Source organism: Nocardia sp. CA-290969 (genome assembly GCF_050936135.1).
Lineage (GTDB): Bacteria > Actinomycetota > Actinomycetes > Mycobacteriales > Mycobacteriaceae > Nocardia.
Genome location: NZ_JBNJNJ010000001.1, coordinates 4,045,325 through 4,065,792 on the forward strand (window position 1 = coordinate 4,045,325; position 20,468 = coordinate 4,065,792).

Here is a 20,468-nt window from a genome sequence, read left to right on the forward strand (position 1 = left end):
CGCCGCAATCACTGTCACGGCAGATGCGGCCCGAGCACGCTGCCGCGGAGCGGCGCGATCAGTTCTCCCGGGACCGGGCCGCGTCGTCGGCCCGCAGCACGCGCAGCGGCGCGTGATTGGCCCAGCCTTCGGCCGGCCAGTTGAACCAGCCGGCCGAGGCGTGCGTTCCGCCGTCGGGGTGCAGGGTGGTGCCGGTGATGTACGCCGACAGTTGCGAGGCCAGGAAGACCGCGCAGTGCGAGATATCGGTCAGGCGGCCGGGGCGGCCCATGGGGATGGCGACCTTCACCCCTTCGGGATCCAGCATGGCGTTGTCGCCGGTGCCGATCCGTTCCAGGTTCGGGGTGGGGACGAAATCGGGGGCGATGTTGTTGACCCGGATTCCGTCGGGCGCGACCTCGATCGCGAGCGTGCGCGCGAACTGTTCCACCGCGGCTTTCGCCGCCGCGTACACCGCGAAACCCGGTGCGGCGCGGTGCGCTTCGATGGTGCTGATATTGATGATGCTGCCGCCGCGGCCACCGGCCCGCATGAGCGGAACCGCCAGGTGGCAGGCGTGCAGCACATGCGACAGGTTGGTGCGCAACAGCGCGTCCCAGCCTTTGGGGCGGGTTTCGGTGAACGGGGCGCGGAAGGTGCCGCCCACCACGTTCACCAGGGTGTCGAGGCGGCCCCAGCGCTGCTGGACGGTATCGAACAGGCCCGACAGTTCGGCGGGGTCGCGGGCGTCGCCGTGCTGCACGAGCGCGTCCTGACCCTTGTCGCTCAGCAGTGTGCGCAACTCCCCGGCGGCCGCCGGATCGATATCGAGTACGGCGGGGCGGACGCCGTTGTCCGCGAGGTCTTCGACGATCGCCCGGCCCAGACCGCCCGCGCCACCGGTCACCACGGCGACCGTGCCCGCCAGGCCGCCGTGTTGCTCGAACCAGCCCATTCGCGTGTCCTTACCGGGAGATGTAGGTCGTACCGAAATCCGTCAGGAAATCGAAGGTTGCGTCCGGGTCGAGAGTTTCGTGCACGCCTGCGCGTGTGGAGACGACGATCCAGTCGACACCTGCGCGCTCCAGTTCCGCCAGGGCTTCCCGGTGCGGGCCCGGATCGGACCCCGGTCCGGTGAGACCGGCGTGACTGTAGGAGTACACGAGGTCGATATGGCCGGTGCGTCCGGCGTCCGCGGCCGCCGCCCGTATCTCGGCGATCTTGCGGCCCAGTTCCTCGATACCGCCGAGTTCCGGGGTGCGGGCGGTACTGCTGAGTTCGGCCCCGCCCGACATCGGGATCCAGCCGTTCGCGGCGCGGGCGACCCGGCGCCGGCTCAGGGCCGAATTGCCGCCGATCCAGATCGGGATCGGTTGCTGGACCGGGGTCGGGCGGGCCTGGACCTCGCGGGCACTGAAATGTTTGCCGGTGTAGCTGAACGGCTCGCCCTTCCAGTGCAGCGGCAGCACCTCGAGCGCCTCGTCGAACAGCGTGTTGCGCTCGTCGAAATCGACGCCGAGGGCGTGGAATTCACCCTTCAAGTAGCCGGTGCCGATACCCAGGATCGCCCGCCCGCCGGAGAGTTTGTCCAGTGTCGCCGCCGCTTTCGCCAGCAGCATGGGGTTGCGATAGGGCGCCACCGACAGATAGGTGATCAGCTTGATCCGCTCGGTCACCGCCGCGGCGTAACCCAGCGATACGAACGGGTCCAGCGTCTGATGTCCCCCGGCGCCCAGCCAGCGCGCACCGGGAGCCGGATGCTCGCTGAACGAGAACCCGCCGAATCCAGCCTGTTCGGCCGCCACCGCGACCTTGCCCAGCGGACCCGCGTCGAGCACATCGCCGTCGGTACCGCCGGTTTCCGGGTAGTGGAAGATGAACCGCATCAAAGCCTCCGCGTCGTCGGGTTCCGGTACACCTACCGGCCCCGTTTCACCTCGTTGAACGGCACGTCGCGGTCGGCGGCGTACTCGCGGGGCATACCGAGCACCCGTTCGCTGATCACAGTGCGCGCGATCTCCGTACTGCCACCGGCCAGGCTCCACGCGGCGCGGAACAGGAAATCGGTGCCGATCTTGGCGGTGTCGAGCGGGTCGCCGGGCGCATGCGTCGCGGCGTCCGCGCCGGCGACCTTGACCGCCATATCGGTTTGCAGCCAGGAATTCTCGGCGCTGAACAACCGGGTGATCGAACCGGCCGCCGGTGGCAGCTCACCGGACATGATGCTGCGGGTGATATGGGCGATCAGCTGGTCACGCACGACCGTCATGGCCCGGGCTTCGCCGATATCCTCCCGGACCCGGATATCGTCGAGCCGGCCGAGCTTGCGGGCGATCTCCAGCACCGGGGACTCCTCGCCGCCCATATGCGGGCGGGCGCCGCTGGTGTACGGCGAGGTCCCGCCGATCGCGGATCGCTCGTGGTAGAGCAGCCGCGACGCCGCCTCCCAGCCGTTGTCCACCTGGCCGACGACCGCGTCGTCGCCGAGGGTGACATCGTCGAAGAATTCCTGGCAGAACTCGGTGGACCCGGTGACCTGTTTGATCCGCTGCACCGTGACGCCCGGCGCGCCGATCGGCACCAGGAACATGGTGAGGCCGCGATGTTTGGGCACCTCCCAGTTGGTGCGGGCCAGGCACAAGCCGTAGTCGGCGGCGTACGCGCCCGAACTCCAGATCTTGGATCCGTTGAGGATCCACCGGTCGCCGTCGCGGTCGGCGCGGGTGGTGAGCCCGGCGAGGTCGGATCCGCCGCGGGGTTCGGACAGCAACTGCACCAGCAGTTCGTCGCCGCGCAGCACCGCGGGCAGATGTTCGCGTTTCTGCTCCTCGGTGCCCAGGTCGAGCAGGGTCGCCGCGCAGATGGCCAGCGTCGGCACGTTCAGGTGCACCGGCATCTCGTACGGATAGGACTCCTTGGTGAACGCCTGCTGGTGTTCCGGGGTGAGTCCGAGCCCCCCGTATTCCTTCGGAAAGCAGATCCCGGCGAAGCCGCCGTCGTGGAGCATCCGCTGGAGTTCGCGGATCCGGTCCCATTCTTCTTTGCTCTCGGGCGGGCCCTGTTCCGGCGGGGCCGGGGGAAGGTTCTCGCGCAACCAGATCCGGGCGCGCTCACGGAATTCGGCGACGGGTTCCATCTCGGTGGTCATGGTCGTACTGCCTTCCACGGGGTTCCGTCGCTACGCGGCGGCGACGAGCAGGTCGGTGATCCGGCGGCGATGCTCTTCGGGCGTGCCGTACAGCGCACGCCCCAGCCCGATCCGGCGCAGGTACAGGTGCAGGTCGTGCTCCCAGGTGACGCCGATACCGCCGTGCAACTGCACGCAGTCCTGGCCGATCACCGGGGCCTTCGCGCCCACATAGGATTTCGCGACGCTCACGGCTTCGTCCGCGGTCGCCGGATCGTCGTCGCAGGCCGCCGCGGCGGCCGCGGCGGTGGCGCGGCAGGCCTCCAGCCAGGTCTTGTTGTCGGCCATCCGGTGTTTGAGGGCCTGATAGGACGCGAGCGGACGGCCGAAGGTGAAGCGGTCGGCCAGCCAGCCCAGCGTCGCCTCGACGGCCATATCGGTGGCGCCCACGACTTCCGCGGCGGTCAGCACCGCGGCGGTGTGCAATTGGGCGCGCACCGCGGCCGCGGCTTCCGCACCGGTGTGCGCGACGGCACCGGCCGGTACGGCGACCCGGTCGAATTCGATCCGGGCGGTGCGGCGGACCAGGTCCAGGGTCCAGGTGGGCGTCACGGTCACCCCGGCGGTATCGGCCGGAACCACCATCTGCACCGGACCGTCCGGGCCTTGCGCGGTCACCAGGAACACATCGGCCTGGTCACCGGATTCGACACGGTCCTTGATCCCGCTGAGCAGATACCCGTCCCCCTCGGGGACCGCGCGGACCCTCGAGTCCGCCGAACCCGGACCTCCGTGCCCGTCCGCGCCCGGATACATCACTTCCATCCCCCGGCCCGGTTCGTAGACCGCCCAGGAGGCGACCAGTTCCCCCGCGGCGATCCCGGAGATGGTGTCGCCGAATCCGGCACCGGCGCTCGCCAGCCCGGCCAGCACCGCGTTCGTGGTGACGAACGGTCCCGGCGCGCACGCCCGGCCCAGTTCCCCGGCGACCAGCGACAACTCGGTGAGCGGCCGCCCGGAGATGGATCCGCCGCCGTGTTCCTCGGCCACCAGCATGGCGGTCCAGCCGAGTTCGGTGGCCGAGCGCCACCAGTCACGGTCGAATCCGGTCTCGGCCTCGCCGAGAGCGCGTACTGTCGCCACCGGAACGGTCTCCGCCAGGAATTCCCGGGCTGTCTGCTGGAAGAGCCGCTGGTCAGCGGTGAGATCGAGGGTCATGTTCTCCGGTCCTCCGGTTGACGCACGGCACGCCGTGTGGAAATCTCATACTCACAGATGAGAGTTATATTCTCAAATGCGGAAGTCAACCGGCGGAGCTGCTCGTGGCGGCGGGAGCCGGCGGAGCGAAGGGAACCGTCACGTGAAAAACTTCCAGGATCTGGACTTCTTCCTCGGACAGGAGTTGATCGCGGATCCGTACCCGTATTTCCAGGCTCTTCGCGACCAGTGCCCGGTGACCCGGGAGAAGCACCACAACGTCATGATGGTGACCGGCTACGACGAGGCGCTGGAAGTCCTCAACGACGCCGAACAGTATTCGTCCTGCATTTCGGTCACCGGTCCGTTCCCCGGTTTTCCGGTTCCCATCGACGAGAACTCCGATGTGGACGCGCTCATCGCCGAACACCGGGATTCACTGCCGCTCAGCGATCAGCTGCCGACGCTGGACCCGCCCACCCATACCGCGCACCGCGGCTTGCTCATGCGGCTCATCACCCCGAAACGCCTCAAGGAGAACGAGGAGGCGATGTGGGATATGGCCGATAAGGTGCTCGACGAGTACCTGGCCGCGGGTCGCGGCGATATGATCCGCGATTTCGCCGGCCCCTTCACCCTCTACATCATCGCCGACCTGCTGGGGGTCCCGCCGGAGGATCAGGAAGAGTTCCTCAATGCCCTGCAGCGCGACCCGCACCGCAAGCAAACGGTCGGCAGCACCGAGGGCGAAGGCGGGATGTCGCACAACCCGATCGAGTTCCTCTACGGGAAGTTCTCCGGATATATCGAGGACCGCCGCGCCGACCCGCGCAACGATGTGCTCACCAGCCTCGCCGAGGCCACCTTCCCCGACGGCAGCCAACCCGAGGTGCTGGATGTGGTGCGCGTCGCCGCCAATCTCTTCTCGGCAGGCCAGGAAACCACCGTGCGGTTGTTGTCCTCGTCGCTGAAGATGATCGCCGAAGACCCGGAACTGCAACGCTGGCTGCGCGCCGACCACGAGCGGATCAACAATTTCATCGAGGAAATGCTGCGGATGGAAAGCCCGGTGAAGGGCGATTTCCGGATGGCGAAGAAGAACACCACCGTCGGCGGCGTGGAGGTTCCGGCCGGTACGGTGCTGATGCTGGCCAACGGCGGCGCCAACCGCGACCCCCGCCGCTTCGAGAACCCGGACACCTTCGATCCGCAGCGCGCCAACGCCCGTTCCCATATCGCATTCGGCCGCGGTATCCACACCTGCCCCGGCGCGCCGCTGGCCCGGGCGGAGGCGAAGGTCGCGATCAAACGCCTGCTGGAACGCACCACCGATATCCGGATCGACGAGAGCGTGCACGGCCCGGCGGACGAGCGCAAATACACCTATCTGCCGACATTCATCCTGCGCGGAATCACCGAACTGCACCTGGAATTCGACCGGACGGAAGGCTGACCCATGAAGGTGATCGTCGACGCGGATTCCTGCAAAGGTCACGGAATCTGCACCACCCTGTGCTCGGAAGTCTTCACGCTCAACGACTACGGCTACGCCGAGGCCATCGACACCGAGATCCCCGAAGACCTCACCGAGGCGGTGCAGACCGCCAAGGACGCCTGCCCCGAATGGGCGATCAAAATCGTCGACGAGACATAGGAATCATCCCGGCTGCCACCATGTATCCGAATTGCGGCACATCGGAATTCGGCTTACCGGTCGGCTCTTTTCCTCAGCGTTGGAAATTGCCTACCGCCGAGGCTAGTCTGAGAATCTTTCCGAACTCGTTCGAAAGGCGAGCAATGTTCTCGAATTTTGTAGCCAAGGCTGTCGTGGCCTCGGCGCTCCCGCTCCTCGCTACGGCCGCTGTTGCGGGCAGCGCGTCCGCGCACACCGCTCCGGTACCTTCTCCGCAGGTTGCCGCCCCCGTCGCCGGTATTCCGCTGGAGACCCCGCAGCACACCACCAACCCGGGCGCGCAGTACCCCGATCCGGTGCTCAACGGTGCGGCGCTGGGCGCGGGAATCGGCTCGGCGGTGGGTTCGGCCACCGGCTCGGGTGGCCCCATCCTCGGCGGCCTCATCGGTGCGCTGGTCGGTGCCGTGAACCCTGCCGTGGTGCCGCAGGTTCTTCCCTGAGCCGGTCCCGAGACACCCGCTCGGCCACCGGGGAACACGGAGGCTGAACGGGTATCCATCGGGTGACGAGGGCGGGCGCATCAACAGTGCCCGTCCTCGCCACCGCCGAATCCTTCGATCAGCCCGCATATTCCGCCGCGGAACACCGGCTCACGGGTCCGCAGTTCAGCGACCTGTCCAGCGCGGTTTCCGCTTCTCCGCGAAGGCAGCGGGTCCTTCCTGAGCGTCCGCGCTGCGGTAAGCCCGGGACGCTGCGTGCCGCGCTGCCTCCAGCGCCGCCGACCGGCTCATCTCGGTTGCCAGCATGACCGTTTCGCGCGCCGCGCGTACCGACAAGGGTGCGCCGGCCAAGATCTTGCCCGCCAGTTCGAGCGCCGTATCCAGCAGGTCGTCCGGTTCGGCGAGGCGGTTGACCAGGCCTATCTCGTAGGCGCGCCGGGCGGTGACGGGGTCACCGGTCAGCAGGATTTCCATCATGATCCGCTGGGGGATCATATGGATCAGCGGCGCCGCCCAGGGCGAGCTGCGGCCGACCTTCACCTCGGTGACCGCGAACGTCGCGGTCGTGCTGGCCACGCACAGATCGCAGGCCTGGGCGATCATCCAGCCGCCGGCGAAGGCGGCGCCGTTGACGGCGGCGATGGTGGGTTTGGACAGTTCGATGGTGTCGTAGGGCAGCGGGAACATATCGCGGGGCGGTTCGGCCATCCGGGTTTCGACCATTTCCGCGAGATCCCCGCCCGCGCAGAACGCTTTACTGCCCGCGCCCGTCAGGATCGCGATCCGCAGCGACGGGTCGTGTTCGAAACGGTCCCAGGCCGCGAACAGGCCGGCCCGGATATCTTTGTCCAGGCAGTTGCGCCGCTCGGGTCGGTTCAAGGTGATCACCGCGATGCCGTCGGGGCGGGCATCGAACAGTACGGCGTCGGACATTCAGAATCCTCTTCGCTGGATCTCGGAAGCGGCCCGGTCCAGGTCTTCCCGGAAATCCGGATGGGCGATGGCGATCAGCCGGCGGGTACGTTCGGCCAGCGAGCACCCGGCCAGTTCGGCGGCACCGAATTCGGTGACGATCACGTCGACATCGCTGCGGGCCGTGGTCACCGGCCCCGACAGCTGGGCGGTAATCCGGCTCACCGTGCCGCCTTTCGCGGTCGCCGGTAGCGCGATCACCGCATGCCCACCGCGCGAGCGGGCGCCCGCCCGGACGAAATCGACCTGGCCGCCGGTGCCGCCCAGATAGGCCGGACCGCTCTGCTCGGCGTTCACCTGTCCGGTGAGATCGACTTCCATCGCGGAATTGAGGGTGACCAGCCGGTCGAGCCGCGCGAGCACCGCCGCGTCGTGGGTGTAGGAGGTCGCGCACAGCCGCAGCTGCGGGTTGCGGTCGGCGAACCGGTACAGCCGGTCGGTGCCGATGAGCGCACCCGTGACGGTTACCCCGGGGTCGATCTGCTTGCGCGCGTTGGTGACCGCCCCGGCCTCGATGAGGTCGACCAGACCGTCGCCGATCATCCCGGAATGGACACCGAGATCCCGGCGGTCGCCCAGCAAACGCAGCACGGCGTCGGGGACGGCACCGACACCGACCTGCAGCACGGCGCCGTCTTCGATATAGGTCGCGACGTATTTCGCGATGGCTTCGTCGGTGGGTCCGATCGCGGCGGGCGGAACCTGGACCGGGCGGCGCGAAACCCGGACCGCGCAATCGATCTCGTCGGCGTGCAGACCTTCACCGGGGGTCCACGGCACCTGATCGTTGACCTCGGCGATCACCACTCGCGCCCGGTCCACGGCCGCCCGGGTGTGATCGCCGATCAGCCCGAAACTGTGCCGGCCGTTCTCATCGGCCGCGCTTACCTGGACGAAGGCCACATCGCAGCCGAGGGTTCCGTCATCGATCATCGGACCCACCCGGCTGACGTGACACGGGATGATCCCCAACCGGTGCGCCTTGGTGAGCGCGCGCAGCGAACCGATCGCACCCATACTCGACAGCGCGAACGATTCGACGGCTTCCGGAGTGAAGATTCCGGAGAAACTGGTGGCGACGAAGGCGGACAGCCCACCGATATCGCGGCCCTGAGCGATCAGTGCCTCGATCAGCGTGGTCGGTTCCCCGCAGGCCTGACCGATTACGATCCGGTCCCCCGCGCGTAGGTATCGGCGCAGGTCGAGTTCGGCGGCTTCGATCGTGGTCATCGGCGCTCGCCCCGATCCGAGGGAGTCACCCGGGCCCCCACGGATCTCACTTGCCGAGCAGTGGCACCGGGTTCTTCCGCGCCGGCCTGCACAGGATCGGTGTCGGTCGCAGCTCCCGTCACCGGGTGTGCCGCACCGCCGGAAACGGTTTCGGCGGCACCCGGCCTCCTCGGCCCGGCTTCGGGCGCATCCCCGGTCGCCGGCCCGGCCTGGACAGGATCGGCTTCGGACCCTGGATGCGCCGCACCGGCCGGTACGGCTTCGGCTGTCCCTCCGGACCCTGGTTCGAGCGCTTCGACCGGCCGGCCGCCTGCCTGTGCCACCCCGGGCGCCGAGGATTGCGTGGCGGCCCCCACGGCTCGGGCAGCGGCGCCGGCGACACTGTGCACAACCTCGTCGGTATGCTCACCCAGCCTGGGTGCAGGCCCCGCGACCCGTCCCGGCGTGCGGGAGAACCACGTGGGCGGCCCCGGGAAACGTACGGGCCCGGTGGGGGTTTCGACCGTCTCGAAGAAGCCGGTGGCCGTCAGCTGGGGGTTGTCGAACAGGTCGTCGAGGGTGTGCACGGGTGCGGCCGGGATATCAAGGGAATTCAGCAGGTCCAGCCATTCGGCGGTGGTGCGGCCGAGGAAGGTCGTGCGCAGATGGGCGTACACAGTGCCGATTCGGGCGGCCCGCTGCGCGAGCGTAGCGAGTTCCGGTCCGGCCCAGTCCGGTTTCACCGCGCCCACGAATGCGTTCCACTGTTTGTCGTTGTAGACCAGTGCGGAGATGTAACCGTCGGCGGTGCGGTACGGGGTGCGTTCGCTGGTGACCGCCCGCGGATAGGCCGCGGTACCCAGCGGGGGATCGAACAGGGCGCCGTTGGCGTGTTCCACCAGCATGAACGCGGCCATGGTTTCGAACATGGCCACCTCCACCTCCTGTCCCTCCCCGGTGCGTTCGCGATGGAACAGCGCCATCATCGTCGCGTAGAGGGCGGTCATCCCGGCGATCTTGTCGGCCATGATCGTGCCGACATAGCCCGGTTCGCCGGTGAGCAACTGCTGCACGTACGGCAGGCCGCATTCGGCCTGGATGGTGTCGTCGTAGGCGGTGCGGTCGGCATCGGGGCCGCGGCGGCCGTAGCCGTAGCAGTTGGTGTAGACGATCGCCGGGTTCACCGCCGCTACCTGCTCGTAGCCGAAACCCAATGCGGTGACGGCTTTTCCGCGCATGGAATGGATGAACACATCGGCCTCGGCGATCAGTTCGCGCAGCACCGACTTGTTCGACTCTTCGCGCAGGTCGAGGACCACGCTGCGTTTACCACGGTTCACATTCACGAAAACCCCGGCCATCCCCTCCTCGGGACCCACGGAGATGTACCGGGTGTTGTCCCCGGCCGGGGGTTCGATCTTGATCACGTCGGCACCCATATCGGCCATGATCTGGGTGCAGTACGGGCCCATCACCATGGCGGTCAGATCGATCACCCGGACCCCGGCCAGCGGCCCTGTGTGCTGCATTGCGCCCTACCTTCACCGGGCCGCGCGAACAAATCGACGGCTATCTGATGAATCTTTGTAAGGATAGTGATATCAAGTATGGGTGCCCAGTTTCAATGGCGAGAACGTCGTTCCCGGCGGCGGCGCGGAGACCGCGGCCGACGGCGGCCGGGCGATCCGCCTGCCCGCGTCCGTCGCCGAGGTGCTCCAGCCTGCCCTCGCGGCACATCCGGACGCCCCCGCGATCGAAGCGGCCGCGGGCATCTGGTCCTACCGTGAACTCGACCGGCACGCCGATGCCGCCGCGGCGGCGCTGTGGTCGTTCGGGGTGCGCCCCGGCGACCGGGTGGCGGCCTGCCTGCCCAACGACCTCGATATCGTCGCCGCCTTCCACGGCGCGCAGCGCATCGGTGCGATCTGGGCGGGGATCGGCGAAGCCATGGCCGCCGCCGAACAGCAGTACCTGCACGATCTGATCGAGCCGAAGGTCGTCCTGGCCGGGCCACGCTGCCAGGTCGACTCACCGGCCTGTGTGGACCCCGCACAGTGGGCAGCAGCCCAGGACGCCCCCGCGGCATCGCCGGTGACCACCGGCCTCGACGCACCGGCGGGCATCGCCTTCACCAGCGGCACCTCCGGCCGGCCGAAAGCGGTCGTGCACAGCCAGCGCACTATGCTGCTGCCCGGCGCCGCCCTGGTGGCGACCCGCGGCTGGGGCCCGGATCTGCGCAAAGGCGATAGTTTCCCGCTCACCATCCTCAACATGATCATCCTGTCCACGTTGCTCACCGCTCAGGCCGGCGGCTGCGCGGTGATCATGGACCGCCGCGATGTGGCCGGGGTCGCGGAATGGATCGCGACCCGGAACGTGACGGTCTGGAACGGCGCGCCCGCCCAGCTCTTCGATCTGGCAGCCCGCCCGGAACTCGACCTCGGTTCGCTGCGGGAGGTCTGGAGCGGCGGCAGCGATACGCCGGACACCCTGCGCGCGGCCTTCGCCGCCGCACACGGACTCGTCCCGCGGGTCACCTACGGACTCACCGAGGCCCCTACAGTCGTTTCGATCGACCCACCCGGCGAGGAGTGGCATCCACGAACCAGCGGCCGGGTACTGCCGCACTACGATGTGGCGGCCTACGACGACGACGGAAATCGTCTCGCACCGGGCGAAACCGGCGAACTGCGGTTGGCCGGGCAGACCGCGGGACCGTGGGCCGAGCTGTGGCGTCCGCTGCTGGGACACTGGGCCGACGGTGGTATCCGGCCGCCCCCCGAGGGCCCGGTCGCCACCGGCGATATCGGCAAGGTCGACCCGGCGGGCTGGCTCACGCTGCTCGATCGCAAGAAGATGGTGATCATCCGCGGGGGCGCGAATATCTACCCGCTCGAGGTGGAGCGCGTCCTGGACACCCATCCCGCGGTGGGCAAGGCCGCGGTCTGCGGGATACCGCACGAAAGACTTGGACAGCAGGTCGCGGCGGTGATCGAAACGAACGGGGCCCCAGTGGATTTCACCGAACTCGGCGCATACTGCCGGCGCGAGCTCGCCGGATACAAGGTTCCCGAAATCTGGGCAGCCGTCGAATCGCTGCCCACCAATGCCATGGGCAAAGTGGTACGCACCGAACTCCCCGGCATCATCACCCGCGCGGGCACCGCATGAGCAGGTCACTTCCGGAGCCGGCAACGCCGCGTGACGACGCCGGGATCTCGCACCCGCCGGCCGGATACCGTATGAGCGCACCGGGCCCGACCGCGGTTGCCGGGCCGGCACCCGCACCGGATCGAGACGACTCACCGGCGCCGCGCGAGAAGCCGGCCGGGCGCCACGACCACGCCGGACCTTCGCACCGTCCGGCGCATCCCTTGACCGCCGGCGATCCCGTACCCGCCCTGCCGTCGTTCACACTCGACGGCCGGACCGCGATCGTCACGGGCGCGTCGTCCGGGCTGGGCGCCGCGGTGAGCCGGGCGCTCGCCGGGCTGGGCGCGCGGGTGGCCGTGGTCGCGCGGCGGCGCGACCGGCTCGCGGAGCTGGCCGGCGAGATCGGCGGATTTGCCCTGGGTTGTGATCTGTCCGACCCCGGCGGGATCGCCGAGATCGGACCGGCGGTGGCCGAGCGGCTGGGGCCGCCGGAGATCCTGATCAACGCCGCGGGGAACCGTTTCGGCACCGAACGCGCGGAATCGGAACCACTCGACGACATCCGGCGCACCCTGGACCTGAATCTGCTGGCTCCGCTGCTGCTGGCCCAGCAGGTGTTCCCGTATATGCGTGATCTCGGGCGCGGTTCGATCGTGAACATTTCCTCGATCAGCGGGCGCGTCGGGGTACCCGGTATTCCGCAGGCGTCGTATGCCGCGAGCAAAGCCGGCCTGTCGGGGCTCACCTCGGAGCTCGCGGTGCAATGGGCCCGGCATTCGATCCGGGTGAATACGGTGGCGCCGGGGTTCTTCCGCAGCGAGATCACCGACAGCCTGTACGACAGCGAGCGCGGCGCCGAATATCTGCGGCGCAATATTCCACTGCCCACCGAAGGAACCGCCGAGGACATGGTCGGCGCGATCGTCTGGCTGGCCGGTGACGCGGGGCGCTACGTCACCGGGCAGACCATCGTCGTCGACGGCGGCTGGACCGCGCGCTGACCGCCCCGGCCAGGGTGTTGACACCGATAAGCACGGGTGGAAATATCATTCTTGTATTTGGAGAATATAACTCTCCACTGCGCGAGCGGACCGGCACCCGTCCACCGAGCCATTGCCGTTCGAGATGCTGGAACGGCACATATCCGAACGGATCGAGGAAGGACCACATCACCGATGTTCTCCGCAATTGTGATCAACAAGGGCGAAGCCGGCCCCCAGGTCGAACTCACCAGCGTGGACGAGAACCGGTTGCCCGAGGGTGACGTCGAAATCGAGGTGGCCTATTCCACCCTCAACTACAAAGACGCCCTCGCGATCACCGGCGCCTCCCCCGTGGTGCGCAAGTTCCCGATGGTTCCCGGTATCGACCTCGCCGGCACGGTGACCAGCAGCAGCCACTCCCGCTGGTCCGCGGGCGACAAGGTCGTCCTCAACGGCTGGGGTGTCGGCGAAACCCACTGGGGCGGCCTGGCCCAGCGCGCCCGGCTCAACGGTGACTGGCTGATCCCGCTGCCCGCCGAGTTCACCGAACGCCAGGCCATGGCGATCGGCACCGCCGGCTACACCGCCGCACTCTGCGTGGACGCGCTGCTGAACCACGGTCTCACCCCGGACGCCGGCGAAATCCTGGTCACCGGCGCGACCGGCGGCGTCGGCAGTGTCGCCATCGCCCTGCTCACCAAGGCGGGTTTCACCGTCGTCGCCGCCACCGGCAAGGCCGATGAACACGCCTACCTGAAGCAGCTCGGTGCCACCACGATCGTGGACCGCGCCGAACTCGCCGAGAAGGGCAAACCGCTACAGAAGGAGCGCTGGGCCGGTGTCGTGGACACCGCGGGCAGCCACACGCTGGCCAATGCCGCCGCACAGACCCGCTACGGCGGCGCGGTGGCCGCCTGCGGGCTGGCCCAGGGCATGGATTTCCCGGCGACCGTCGCCCCGTTCATCCTGCGCGGCGTCTCGTTGCTGGGTGTGGACAGTGTGATGGCCCCCCTCCAGAAACGTCTCGACGCCTGGGCCCGGCTGGCCCGCGACCTCGATCCCACCGTGCTCGATTCGATCGCCCGGGAAATCTCCCTCGGCGAGGCGATCGAGGCGGCCGGCGGGTTCATCGCGGGCACCGTCCGCGGCCGCACAGTCGTCGATGTGAACCGCTGAGCAGGAGTTTCTCGTGACCAAGAAGGCGACCGAAGCCCCCGTCGAACTCGACCTGAGCGATGTCGAACACCGCGTGGGCAAACCGATCGGCGGCGGCCAGCTCTGGGATCCGTGCAGTACCTCGGATATCCGGCGCTGGGTGATGGCGATGGATTATCCGAATCCGCTGCACTGGGATCAGGAATTCGCCCGCGAATCCCGGTACGGCGGGCTCGTGGCGCCGCAGTCGATCGCGGTCGCCCTCGATTACGGTCACGGCGCGGCACCGGCCTGCGTGGGGCATATCCCGGACAGCCACTTGATCTTCGGCGGCGAGGAGTGGTGGTTCTACGGCTGCCCCGTGCGGCCCGGTGACCAGCTGTTCCAGGAGCGGCGGTTCCACGACTACAAGGTGGCGGAGACGAAATTCGCCGGGCCCACCATGTTCTCCCGCGGCGATACCGTGCACCGCAACCAGCACGGGGCGCTCGTCGCCAAGGAACGGTCCACCGCGATCCGCTACCTCGCCGAGGAAGCGAACAAACGCGGGATGTACGAGAACCAGTTGGGCGAGATCAAGAAGTGGACGGCCGCCGAACTCGCCGAGGTCGACGCGTTGCGCACCGAATGGCTGCATTCGAACCGGCTCGGAGTGTCACCGCATTTCGACGAGGTGAAGGTCGGCGACAAACTGCCGCGCCGGGTGATCGGCCCGCACAGTATCGCCAGTTTCACCACCGAGTACCGGGCATTCCTCTTCAATATCTGGGGCACCTTCCGATGGACCGCGCCCGAGGGGATCGACGATCCGTGGGTCTACCAGGATCCCGGCTGGACCGAAGGTTTCGGTTTCGACGAAGAGGGCGCGAAAATCGACCCCCGGTTGCGTGACGGTCTGTACGTCGGCCCCTCGCGCGGCCATATCGACGCCGACAAGGCCAGTGATGTGGGGATGGCCCGCGCCTACGGGTACGGGGCCACCATGGGCGCCTGGTGCACGGATTATCTGGCCTACTGGGCCGGAAACGACGGGATGGTCCGGCACACGAAGGCCGATTTCCGGGGTCCCGCGTTCGAAGGCGATGTCACCTATTTCGACGCCGAGATCGTGGACAAGACCCCGGAATCGACCTGGGGTGTGCCGCTGGTCCAGGTGAAGCTGAAACTCACCAACCAGGACGGCGGCACGCTGGTTTCCTGCACGGCCGAGGTCGAACTCCCGCTGTGAGAGGACCCTCGTGCGCCGCACCACGGCGCGACGCACGAGGGCACAAGAGAACGGACCGAGAACTCGGCCGCACACTGCAGGCCCCGACCCACTACCACGGCGGTCCCCGCCCGCAGCGCTGCACTGCCGGGGCGATTCGGCGGAACGCCGGACCGCGCAACGGGATACACCGAGGCCCGGGGCGGACAACAGAACCACGGGCCAGGCGCAATATGGGGTGCCCGGTCCCCTCGACAGCACCATTCGTGCACCGCGTGCGGTGCACCATCAGAGAGGACACCGGCGATGAGCACCGGTACCGAGCCCACCCCCGATACGGCGGCTGTCGTCGCCGGTCCGCCCCTCGCCGAGGAGCCCGGTCTGGGCACGCTCACGCTACCGGGCTTTCTCCGGGAGGTCACCGAGTCCTACGCCGAGCGCACCGCGCTGGTCTCGCCGGAGGACGGGACCGAATGGAGCTACGCCGATCTGTGGGAACGGGCGAACGAGGTCGCGCGGGCACTGCGGGCATGCGGGGTGGGCAAGGACAGCCGCGTCGGGGTGCTGATGACCAACCGCGCGGAATGGCTGGCCGCGGTTTTCGGGACCTCGCTGGCCGGTGGGGTCGCGGTGGCGCTGAGCACCTTCTCCACGCAGCCGGAGCTCGATCATCTGCTCCGGATCTCCGGGGTTTCGGTGCTGCTGTTCGAACGCCGGGTCGCGAAAACAGATTTCGGTGAGGTGCTCACCGGCCTGGAACCGCAGCTCGCTACAGCCGAACCCGGTGCCGTGGCCTCCACCGAGTACCCGTTCCTGCGCTATGCCGCCGTGGTGGGCGATCCGCATCCCGGAACGGCGATCGAGAGCTGGGACGACTTCCTGGCCCGCGGTAAGGACACCGATCCCGCGCTGATCACCGCGACCGCCGCGACCGTACAGCCCAGTGATACGGCCGTGTTGTTCTTCTCCTCCGGCACCACCAGCAAGCCGAAAGGTATCCGCAACGCGCACCGCGGGGTCACGATCCAGCTGTGGCGGTTCCGCCGGATGTTCGGCTTCAGCCCGGACGACGAGGTGCGCTGCTGGACCGCCAACGGTTTCTTCTGGTCGGGTAACTTCGGCCAGGCGCTCGGCTCGACCCTCGCCGCCGGCGGCACCCTGATCCTGCAGTCGCTGTTCGACGCCGAGGCGGCGCTGAACCTGATGCAGGCCCAGCGGGTCACCTTCCCGGTGTCGTGGCCGCACCAGCACGCCCAGTTGCAGGGCGCCCCCAACTGGGACACCGTGGACCTGAGCAGCCTGAAGTTCGTCGACCGCGACCTCCCGCTGGCCACCCATCCCACCATCGACACCGACTGGACCGAACCCGGTCACGCCTACGGAAATACCGAAACCTTCACCATCACCACCTGTTTCCCGGCCTGCACACCGGAAGAAACGATCGCCGGGAGCAGCGGGGTGCCGCTGCCCGGGAACACGATCAAAATCGCCGATCCGCTCACCGGCGCCACACTGAACCGCGGCGACCACGGCGAGATCTGTGTCAAAGGCCCCACCCTCATGCTCGGCTACGTGGGCACCCCGCTGGACGAAACCCTGGACGACGAGGGCTACTTCCACACCGGCGACGGCGGCTACCTCGACGACGCCGGCCGCCTCTATTGGGAAGGCCGGCTCACCGACATCATCAAAACCGGCGGCGCGAACGTCTCTCCCCTCGAGGTCGACGAGATCCTCGCCCAGTACCCCGGCGTGAAGATCGGCCGCACCGTGGGTGTCCCCCATGAAACCCTCGGCGAAATGGTCGTTGCCTGCGTGGTCCCGCATACCGGCCACACGCTCGACGCCGCCGCCATCCGCGACCACCTGCGCACCCAGCTCGCCAGCTACAAGGTCCCCCGCGAAATCCTGTTCTTCACCGAGGACGATCTCGCGCTCAGCTCGAGCGCCAAGATCAAATCCAGTGACCTCCGGACGCTGGCGGCGCAACGACTCGCCACCGAGTAGGCGCGGCGGCGCCACGACGAGCTCCCGGGCCGAGTAGCCGACCCGTGGCAGGTGACTCGCCGAGAATGTCATTCAGCGGGAAGAACCCGGACGTTCTCCCCTTCTGCACTTAACGTACCGGTTCTGGCCACTTTTCCGTTCCAGCGTGGCCCGGATCCATCCCGGAGGAGTCCCTGTGTACCTGATCAAATCTCGCCTGTCCGCGATGATCGGAGCGATCGTCGCGGCGGCTGCGATCCTCATCGCCGGCGGCGGTACCGCGGTCGCCGAACCGCACGCCGGTGAAATGTTCCTCACCTTCATCCGCCACGGCGAATCGGCCGGCAACGCTTCCGGCCTGATAGATACCTCCACCCCGGGCCCCGAACTGACCGACAAGGGCTGGGCCCAAGCCGAAGCGGTAGCCGGGTACCTGGCCGATTGCAAATTCGACGGTATCTACGCGTCGAAGATGATCCGGACCCAGCAGACGGCGAAACCGACTTCGGACCGGTGCCGGCAACCCGTGACCGTCGAGCCTGGTCTCCACGAGATCGAGGCCGGAATCTACGAGGGCCAACCGGAGCACGACGCGGGCCGGACCTACTTCGAAGCACCGCTGCAGTGGATCCAGGGCAACCGGGACGCCCGCATCCCCGGCTCGATCAACGGCCACGAATTCAAGCAGCGGATGGACGACTCCCTCCGCGATATCCAGAACCGCGGCAGCAAACGCGCGACGATCTTCTCCCACGGCGGCGCCATCATGATCTGGACGGCCATGTCGGTATCCAACCCGGACCTGAGCAAACTGCAGAACGATCCGCTGCAGAACACCGCCCGGGTAGTGGTCAAGGGCACCCCGGACAAGGGCTGGAAGCTCGTCTCCTGGGACGGCAGCCCCACCACCTGATCCGCCCTTACCGATTGTCCCCCGTCCGAGTGCAGACAGACGGGGGACATCGCCGTTGGTTCGCGTGACAACAGGGCCTGAAGCCCGATCTACCGGACAGGGCAACTCCGGTAGCTGCGGTGTCGTGTCCCGGCCGAATCACCGATAGCGAGCGGCGAGTTCGCGGCGGTGGGCCGTGGGTGAGCCGTAGAGGGTGCGGTCGAGAGTGGCGCGTTTGAGGTAGCGGTGGATTCCGCTCTCCCAGGTGTAGCCGATGCCGCCGTGGAGTTGCATGGCCTGGCCCGCGACCCGGACTGCTGCTTCGCCGGTGAACGATTTCGCCATGCTCACCGCGCGGCCGACTTCGGGGGCGCCCTCCGCCATGGCGGACAGTGCAGCGGTGACCAACTGGCGCGCGACGGTCAGGTCGACGAGCATATCGGCGCAGGCGTGTTTGACCGCCTGGAAGGAGCCGATGGGGCGGCCGAACTGTTCGCGGACCCGGGTGTAGTCGACGGTCGCGTCCACCATGGCGGCCGCGACGCCCAGGCTGTCGCAGGCGACCGCGAGAGCGGCCCGGTCGTAGAGGTGGCGCAGCGGTTGCGGCGTGCCGGGGGCGAACAGCTGGAACGACTGCGGTGTCAGTGCCACGTCGTGCGCGGTGACCCGGCCGAACGAGCGTGTCTCGTCGACGACCGGCTGTTCGGTGACCTCCAGACCGGTGACACCCGGTTCGACCACGGCGATGCCGGGCGTGCCGTCGGCAGCGTGGGCGGGGACCAGCAGGACGGTCGCCGACGGGGCCTCGAGTACATAGTCGGCCGCCCCGGACAACAAATATTCCGGACCGGTTTGGACCAATTCGAAGGTGGGTACTATGCCTCCGGTGCCGGCACACGCCGTTTCGCCGCCGGCCGCCGGCACCATATCTCCAGCGAGCACCGCCACGGGCAACGCAGTCCCCGCGACGGTCTCACGCAGTACGGCGTCGCGGCGGGTACTCGGCTCCAGTAGGTTCAGGGCGCCGATACCCGTCGCGACGACCGCGGGATACGGGGTGCGGGCGGCGGCCCGGCCGATCTCCTCGAGCAGGATCGCGATTTCGGTGAACGTGGCCGCGGCGCCGTCGAATTCGTCCGCCGTTTCCAGTCCGGTCCAGCCGGCTCGGGTCAGGGCAGGCCATTCCACCGCGGCCGCACCCGCCTTTCCCAGTAGTTCCCGCGCCACGGTGCGCAGTTCGTCGTGGAACTCGTGGAAGTCGCTCATCATGCCCCCGCCGGTTCTCTGGGCAGGCCCAGCCCGCGCTCGCCGATGATGGTGCGCTGGATCTCGCTGCTGCCGCCGGGAATCGTCCATTCCCAGGAGCCGACGAAATCCAGTACCCAGGCGCCGGATTCCCAGCCGCCGGACATGGGTTTGCGCAGGATCGACTGGCCCGGCAGGCCGCTGATCTCGGCGCCGAAATCGGTCATCCGCTGCAGGAGTTCGCTGTAGTACAGCTTGACGATAGAGGCATCGGCCGGGCCGACGGTTCCCGCATCGTGCCGTTCGACCAGGTCGCGGCACAGTGCCCGCAGGCCGGTGAGTTCGGTTTCCAGCCGGGCCAGCCGGTCGGCGATCAGCGGGTCGTCGAGGGCGGGCGTACCGAAGGCGTCCGGTTTCCGGCATTCCTCCACCAGCCACCCGAATCCCGCATTGCCGAGGCGTTCGGCCAGTTCCAGCATGGTCAGGCCGCGTTCGGCGCCGAGCGTCTGCTGTGCGACCTGCCAGCCGCGGTTCTCGCCGCCGATCAGGTTGGCGGCCGGGATCCGCACCTCGTCGAGGAAGATCTCGCAGAAATGGGATTCGCCGGTGGCCTGCCGGATCGGCCGCACCTCGAGACCGGGGCTGCGCATATCCATCAGGAAATACGAGATGCCCTTGCGTTTCGGTGCGTCCGGATCGGTGCGGGCCAGCAGCAGGCACCAGTCGGCGTATTGCGCGCCGCTGGCCCAGACTTTCTGGCCGGTCACCACGTAGTCGTCGCCGTCACGGCGGGCCGCGGTACGCAGCGAGGCGAGGTCGGACCCCGCGCCCGGCTCGGAGAACCCCTGCACCCACAGCTCACCGTCCAGGATCGCGGGCAGATGCCGCTGCCGCTGGGCGTCGGTACCCGCGGCGAGCAGGGTGGCGGCGGCGTGGTGGATCGCCACGAACGCCAGCACCAGTCGGGGTGCGTCGTGCGCGGCGAGTTCCTGATAGAGCACGATCTGTTCGGGGATCGGCATTCCGCCGCCGTATTCGCGCGGCCAGTGCGGCACCGCGTACCCCGCGGAACGCAGCTCCTGGAACCAGTTCTGCTGGAACGTGACGAATTCCGCGTCGGCGGCGCCGGTCTGGGCGGTGCGCCAATCGGCCGGCACATGGGTCCGGCACCATTCCCGCACCGCGGCCCGGAAATCGGCGAGATCGCCCGAAGAGGTTGCGGCGCCCACG

At 68.2% G+C, this 20,468-nt stretch carries 17 protein-coding genes and 1 pseudogene; 9 read left to right on the forward strand and 9 right to left on the reverse strand.

From position 1 onward, the window contains the following. Positions 1-58: 58 nt before the first annotated feature. The 4 genes from ACQEVO_RS18250 to ACQEVO_RS18265 are packed head-to-tail and all read right to left on the reverse strand — an operon-like array spanning position 59 to position 4,324. Positions 59-934, reverse strand: coding sequence for an SDR family NAD(P)-dependent oxidoreductase (locus tag ACQEVO_RS18250; protein WP_432914821.1), 876 nt, complete (start codon positions 932-934; stop codon positions 59-61). Positions 935-944: 10 nt separating this feature from the next. After that, a complete protein-coding gene (locus tag ACQEVO_RS18255; RefSeq protein ID WP_432914823.1) occupies positions 945-1,865 on the reverse strand; it encodes an LLM class F420-dependent oxidoreductase in 921 nt (306 codons plus the stop codon). A gap of 32 nt (positions 1,866-1,897) precedes the next feature. Next, entirely contained in the window at positions 1,898-3,127 is a 1,230-nt protein-coding gene (locus ACQEVO_RS18260) for an acyl-CoA dehydrogenase family protein (RefSeq protein WP_432914825.1), read from the reverse strand. A 30-nt stretch (positions 3,128-3,157) separates the two neighbouring features. Then, positions 3,158-4,324: an acyl-CoA dehydrogenase family protein gene (locus tag ACQEVO_RS18265; RefSeq protein WP_432914827.1), complete on the reverse strand. Its 1,167-nt coding sequence runs from the start codon at positions 4,322-4,324 to the stop codon at positions 3,158-3,160. Positions 4,325-4,466: 142 nt separating this feature from the next. Between ACQEVO_RS18265 and ACQEVO_RS18270 the strand changes: the two genes are divergently transcribed. From ACQEVO_RS18270 to ACQEVO_RS18280, 3 genes are all read left to right on the forward strand, one after another. Next, the gene (locus tag ACQEVO_RS18270; RefSeq protein WP_432914829.1) at positions 4,467-5,756 is read left to right on the forward strand and encodes a cytochrome P450; all 1,290 of its coding nucleotides are present in this window, start codon (positions 4,467-4,469) and stop codon (positions 5,754-5,756) included. 3 nt (positions 5,757-5,759) lie between these two features. Continuing rightward, positions 5,760-5,957, forward strand: coding sequence for a ferredoxin (locus ACQEVO_RS18275; protein ID WP_432914831.1), 198 nt, complete (start codon positions 5,760-5,762; stop codon positions 5,955-5,957). 143 nt (positions 5,958-6,100) lie between these two features. Beyond that, complete coding sequence (locus tag ACQEVO_RS18280; protein ID WP_432914833.1) at positions 6,101-6,436, forward strand: hypothetical protein; 336 nt, start codon at positions 6,101-6,103, stop codon at positions 6,434-6,436. A gap of 165 nt (positions 6,437-6,601) precedes the next feature. Here ACQEVO_RS18280 and ACQEVO_RS18285 read toward each other — a convergent pair whose 3' ends face one another. The 3 genes and pseudogenes from ACQEVO_RS18285 to ACQEVO_RS18295 all read right to left on the reverse strand — a co-directional run. Next, the gene (locus tag ACQEVO_RS18285; RefSeq protein ID WP_432914834.1) at positions 6,602-7,369 is read right to left on the reverse strand and encodes an enoyl-CoA hydratase/isomerase family protein; all 768 of its coding nucleotides are present in this window, start codon (positions 7,367-7,369) and stop codon (positions 6,602-6,604) included. After that, the gene (locus ACQEVO_RS18290; RefSeq protein ID WP_432914836.1) at positions 7,370-8,638 is read right to left on the reverse strand and encodes an acetyl-CoA hydrolase/transferase family protein; all 1,269 of its coding nucleotides are present in this window, start codon (positions 8,636-8,638) and stop codon (positions 7,370-7,372) included. Positions 8,639-9,006: 368 nt separating this feature from the next. Continuing rightward, a pseudogene (locus ACQEVO_RS18295) lies at positions 9,007-10,146 on the reverse strand (CaiB/BaiF CoA transferase family protein); the annotation flags it as partial. 82 nt (positions 10,147-10,228) lie between these two features. Here ACQEVO_RS18295 and ACQEVO_RS18300 point away from each other — a divergent pair. The 6 genes from ACQEVO_RS18300 to ACQEVO_RS18325 all read left to right on the forward strand — a co-directional run bounded on the left by ACQEVO_RS18300 (position 10,229) and on the right by ACQEVO_RS18325 (position 18,014). Then, positions 10,229-11,788, forward strand: coding sequence for a class I adenylate-forming enzyme family protein (locus tag ACQEVO_RS18300; protein ID WP_432914838.1), 1,560 nt, complete (start codon positions 10,229-10,231; stop codon positions 11,786-11,788). A gap of 71 nt (positions 11,789-11,859) precedes the next feature. Continuing rightward, positions 11,860-12,771 (forward strand): SDR family NAD(P)-dependent oxidoreductase, encoded by a 912-nt coding sequence (locus ACQEVO_RS18305; protein ID WP_432914840.1) that lies wholly within the window; start codon positions 11,860-11,862, stop codon positions 12,769-12,771. Between the two features lie 174 nt (positions 12,772-12,945). Then, positions 12,946-13,929, forward strand: a complete 984-nt coding sequence (gene acuI, locus ACQEVO_RS18310; protein WP_432914842.1) for an acrylyl-CoA reductase (NADPH) — start codon at positions 12,946-12,948, stop codon at positions 13,927-13,929. Positions 13,930-13,942: 13 nt separating this feature from the next. Continuing rightward, on the forward strand, positions 13,943-15,136 hold the full coding sequence (locus ACQEVO_RS18315) for an FAS1-like dehydratase domain-containing protein (protein WP_432914844.1): 1,194 nt from the start codon (positions 13,943-13,945) through the stop codon (positions 15,134-15,136). Positions 15,137-15,421: 285 nt separating this feature from the next. Beyond that, positions 15,422-17,122, forward strand: coding sequence for a class I adenylate-forming enzyme family protein (locus ACQEVO_RS18320; RefSeq protein WP_432914846.1), 1,701 nt, complete (start codon positions 15,422-15,424; stop codon positions 17,120-17,122). Between the two features lie 205 nt (positions 17,123-17,327). Continuing rightward, complete coding sequence (locus ACQEVO_RS18325) at positions 17,328-18,014, forward strand: histidine phosphatase family protein (RefSeq protein ID WP_432922765.1); 687 nt, start codon at positions 17,328-17,330, stop codon at positions 18,012-18,014. 138 nt (positions 18,015-18,152) lie between these two features. Here ACQEVO_RS18325 and ACQEVO_RS18330 read toward each other — a convergent pair whose 3' ends face one another. Together ACQEVO_RS18330 and ACQEVO_RS18335 are read right to left on the reverse strand one after the other, a co-directional pair. Beyond that, a complete protein-coding gene (locus tag ACQEVO_RS18330; RefSeq protein ID WP_432914848.1) occupies positions 18,153-19,262 on the reverse strand; it encodes an acyl-CoA dehydrogenase family protein in 1,110 nt (369 codons plus the stop codon). Next, positions 19,259-20,467 (reverse strand): acyl-CoA dehydrogenase family protein, encoded by a 1,209-nt coding sequence (locus ACQEVO_RS18335; RefSeq protein ID WP_432914850.1) that lies wholly within the window; start codon positions 20,465-20,467, stop codon positions 19,259-19,261. The genes ACQEVO_RS18330 and ACQEVO_RS18335 overlap by 4 nt, the downstream gene beginning before the upstream one ends. Position 20,468: the final 1 nt, after the last annotated feature.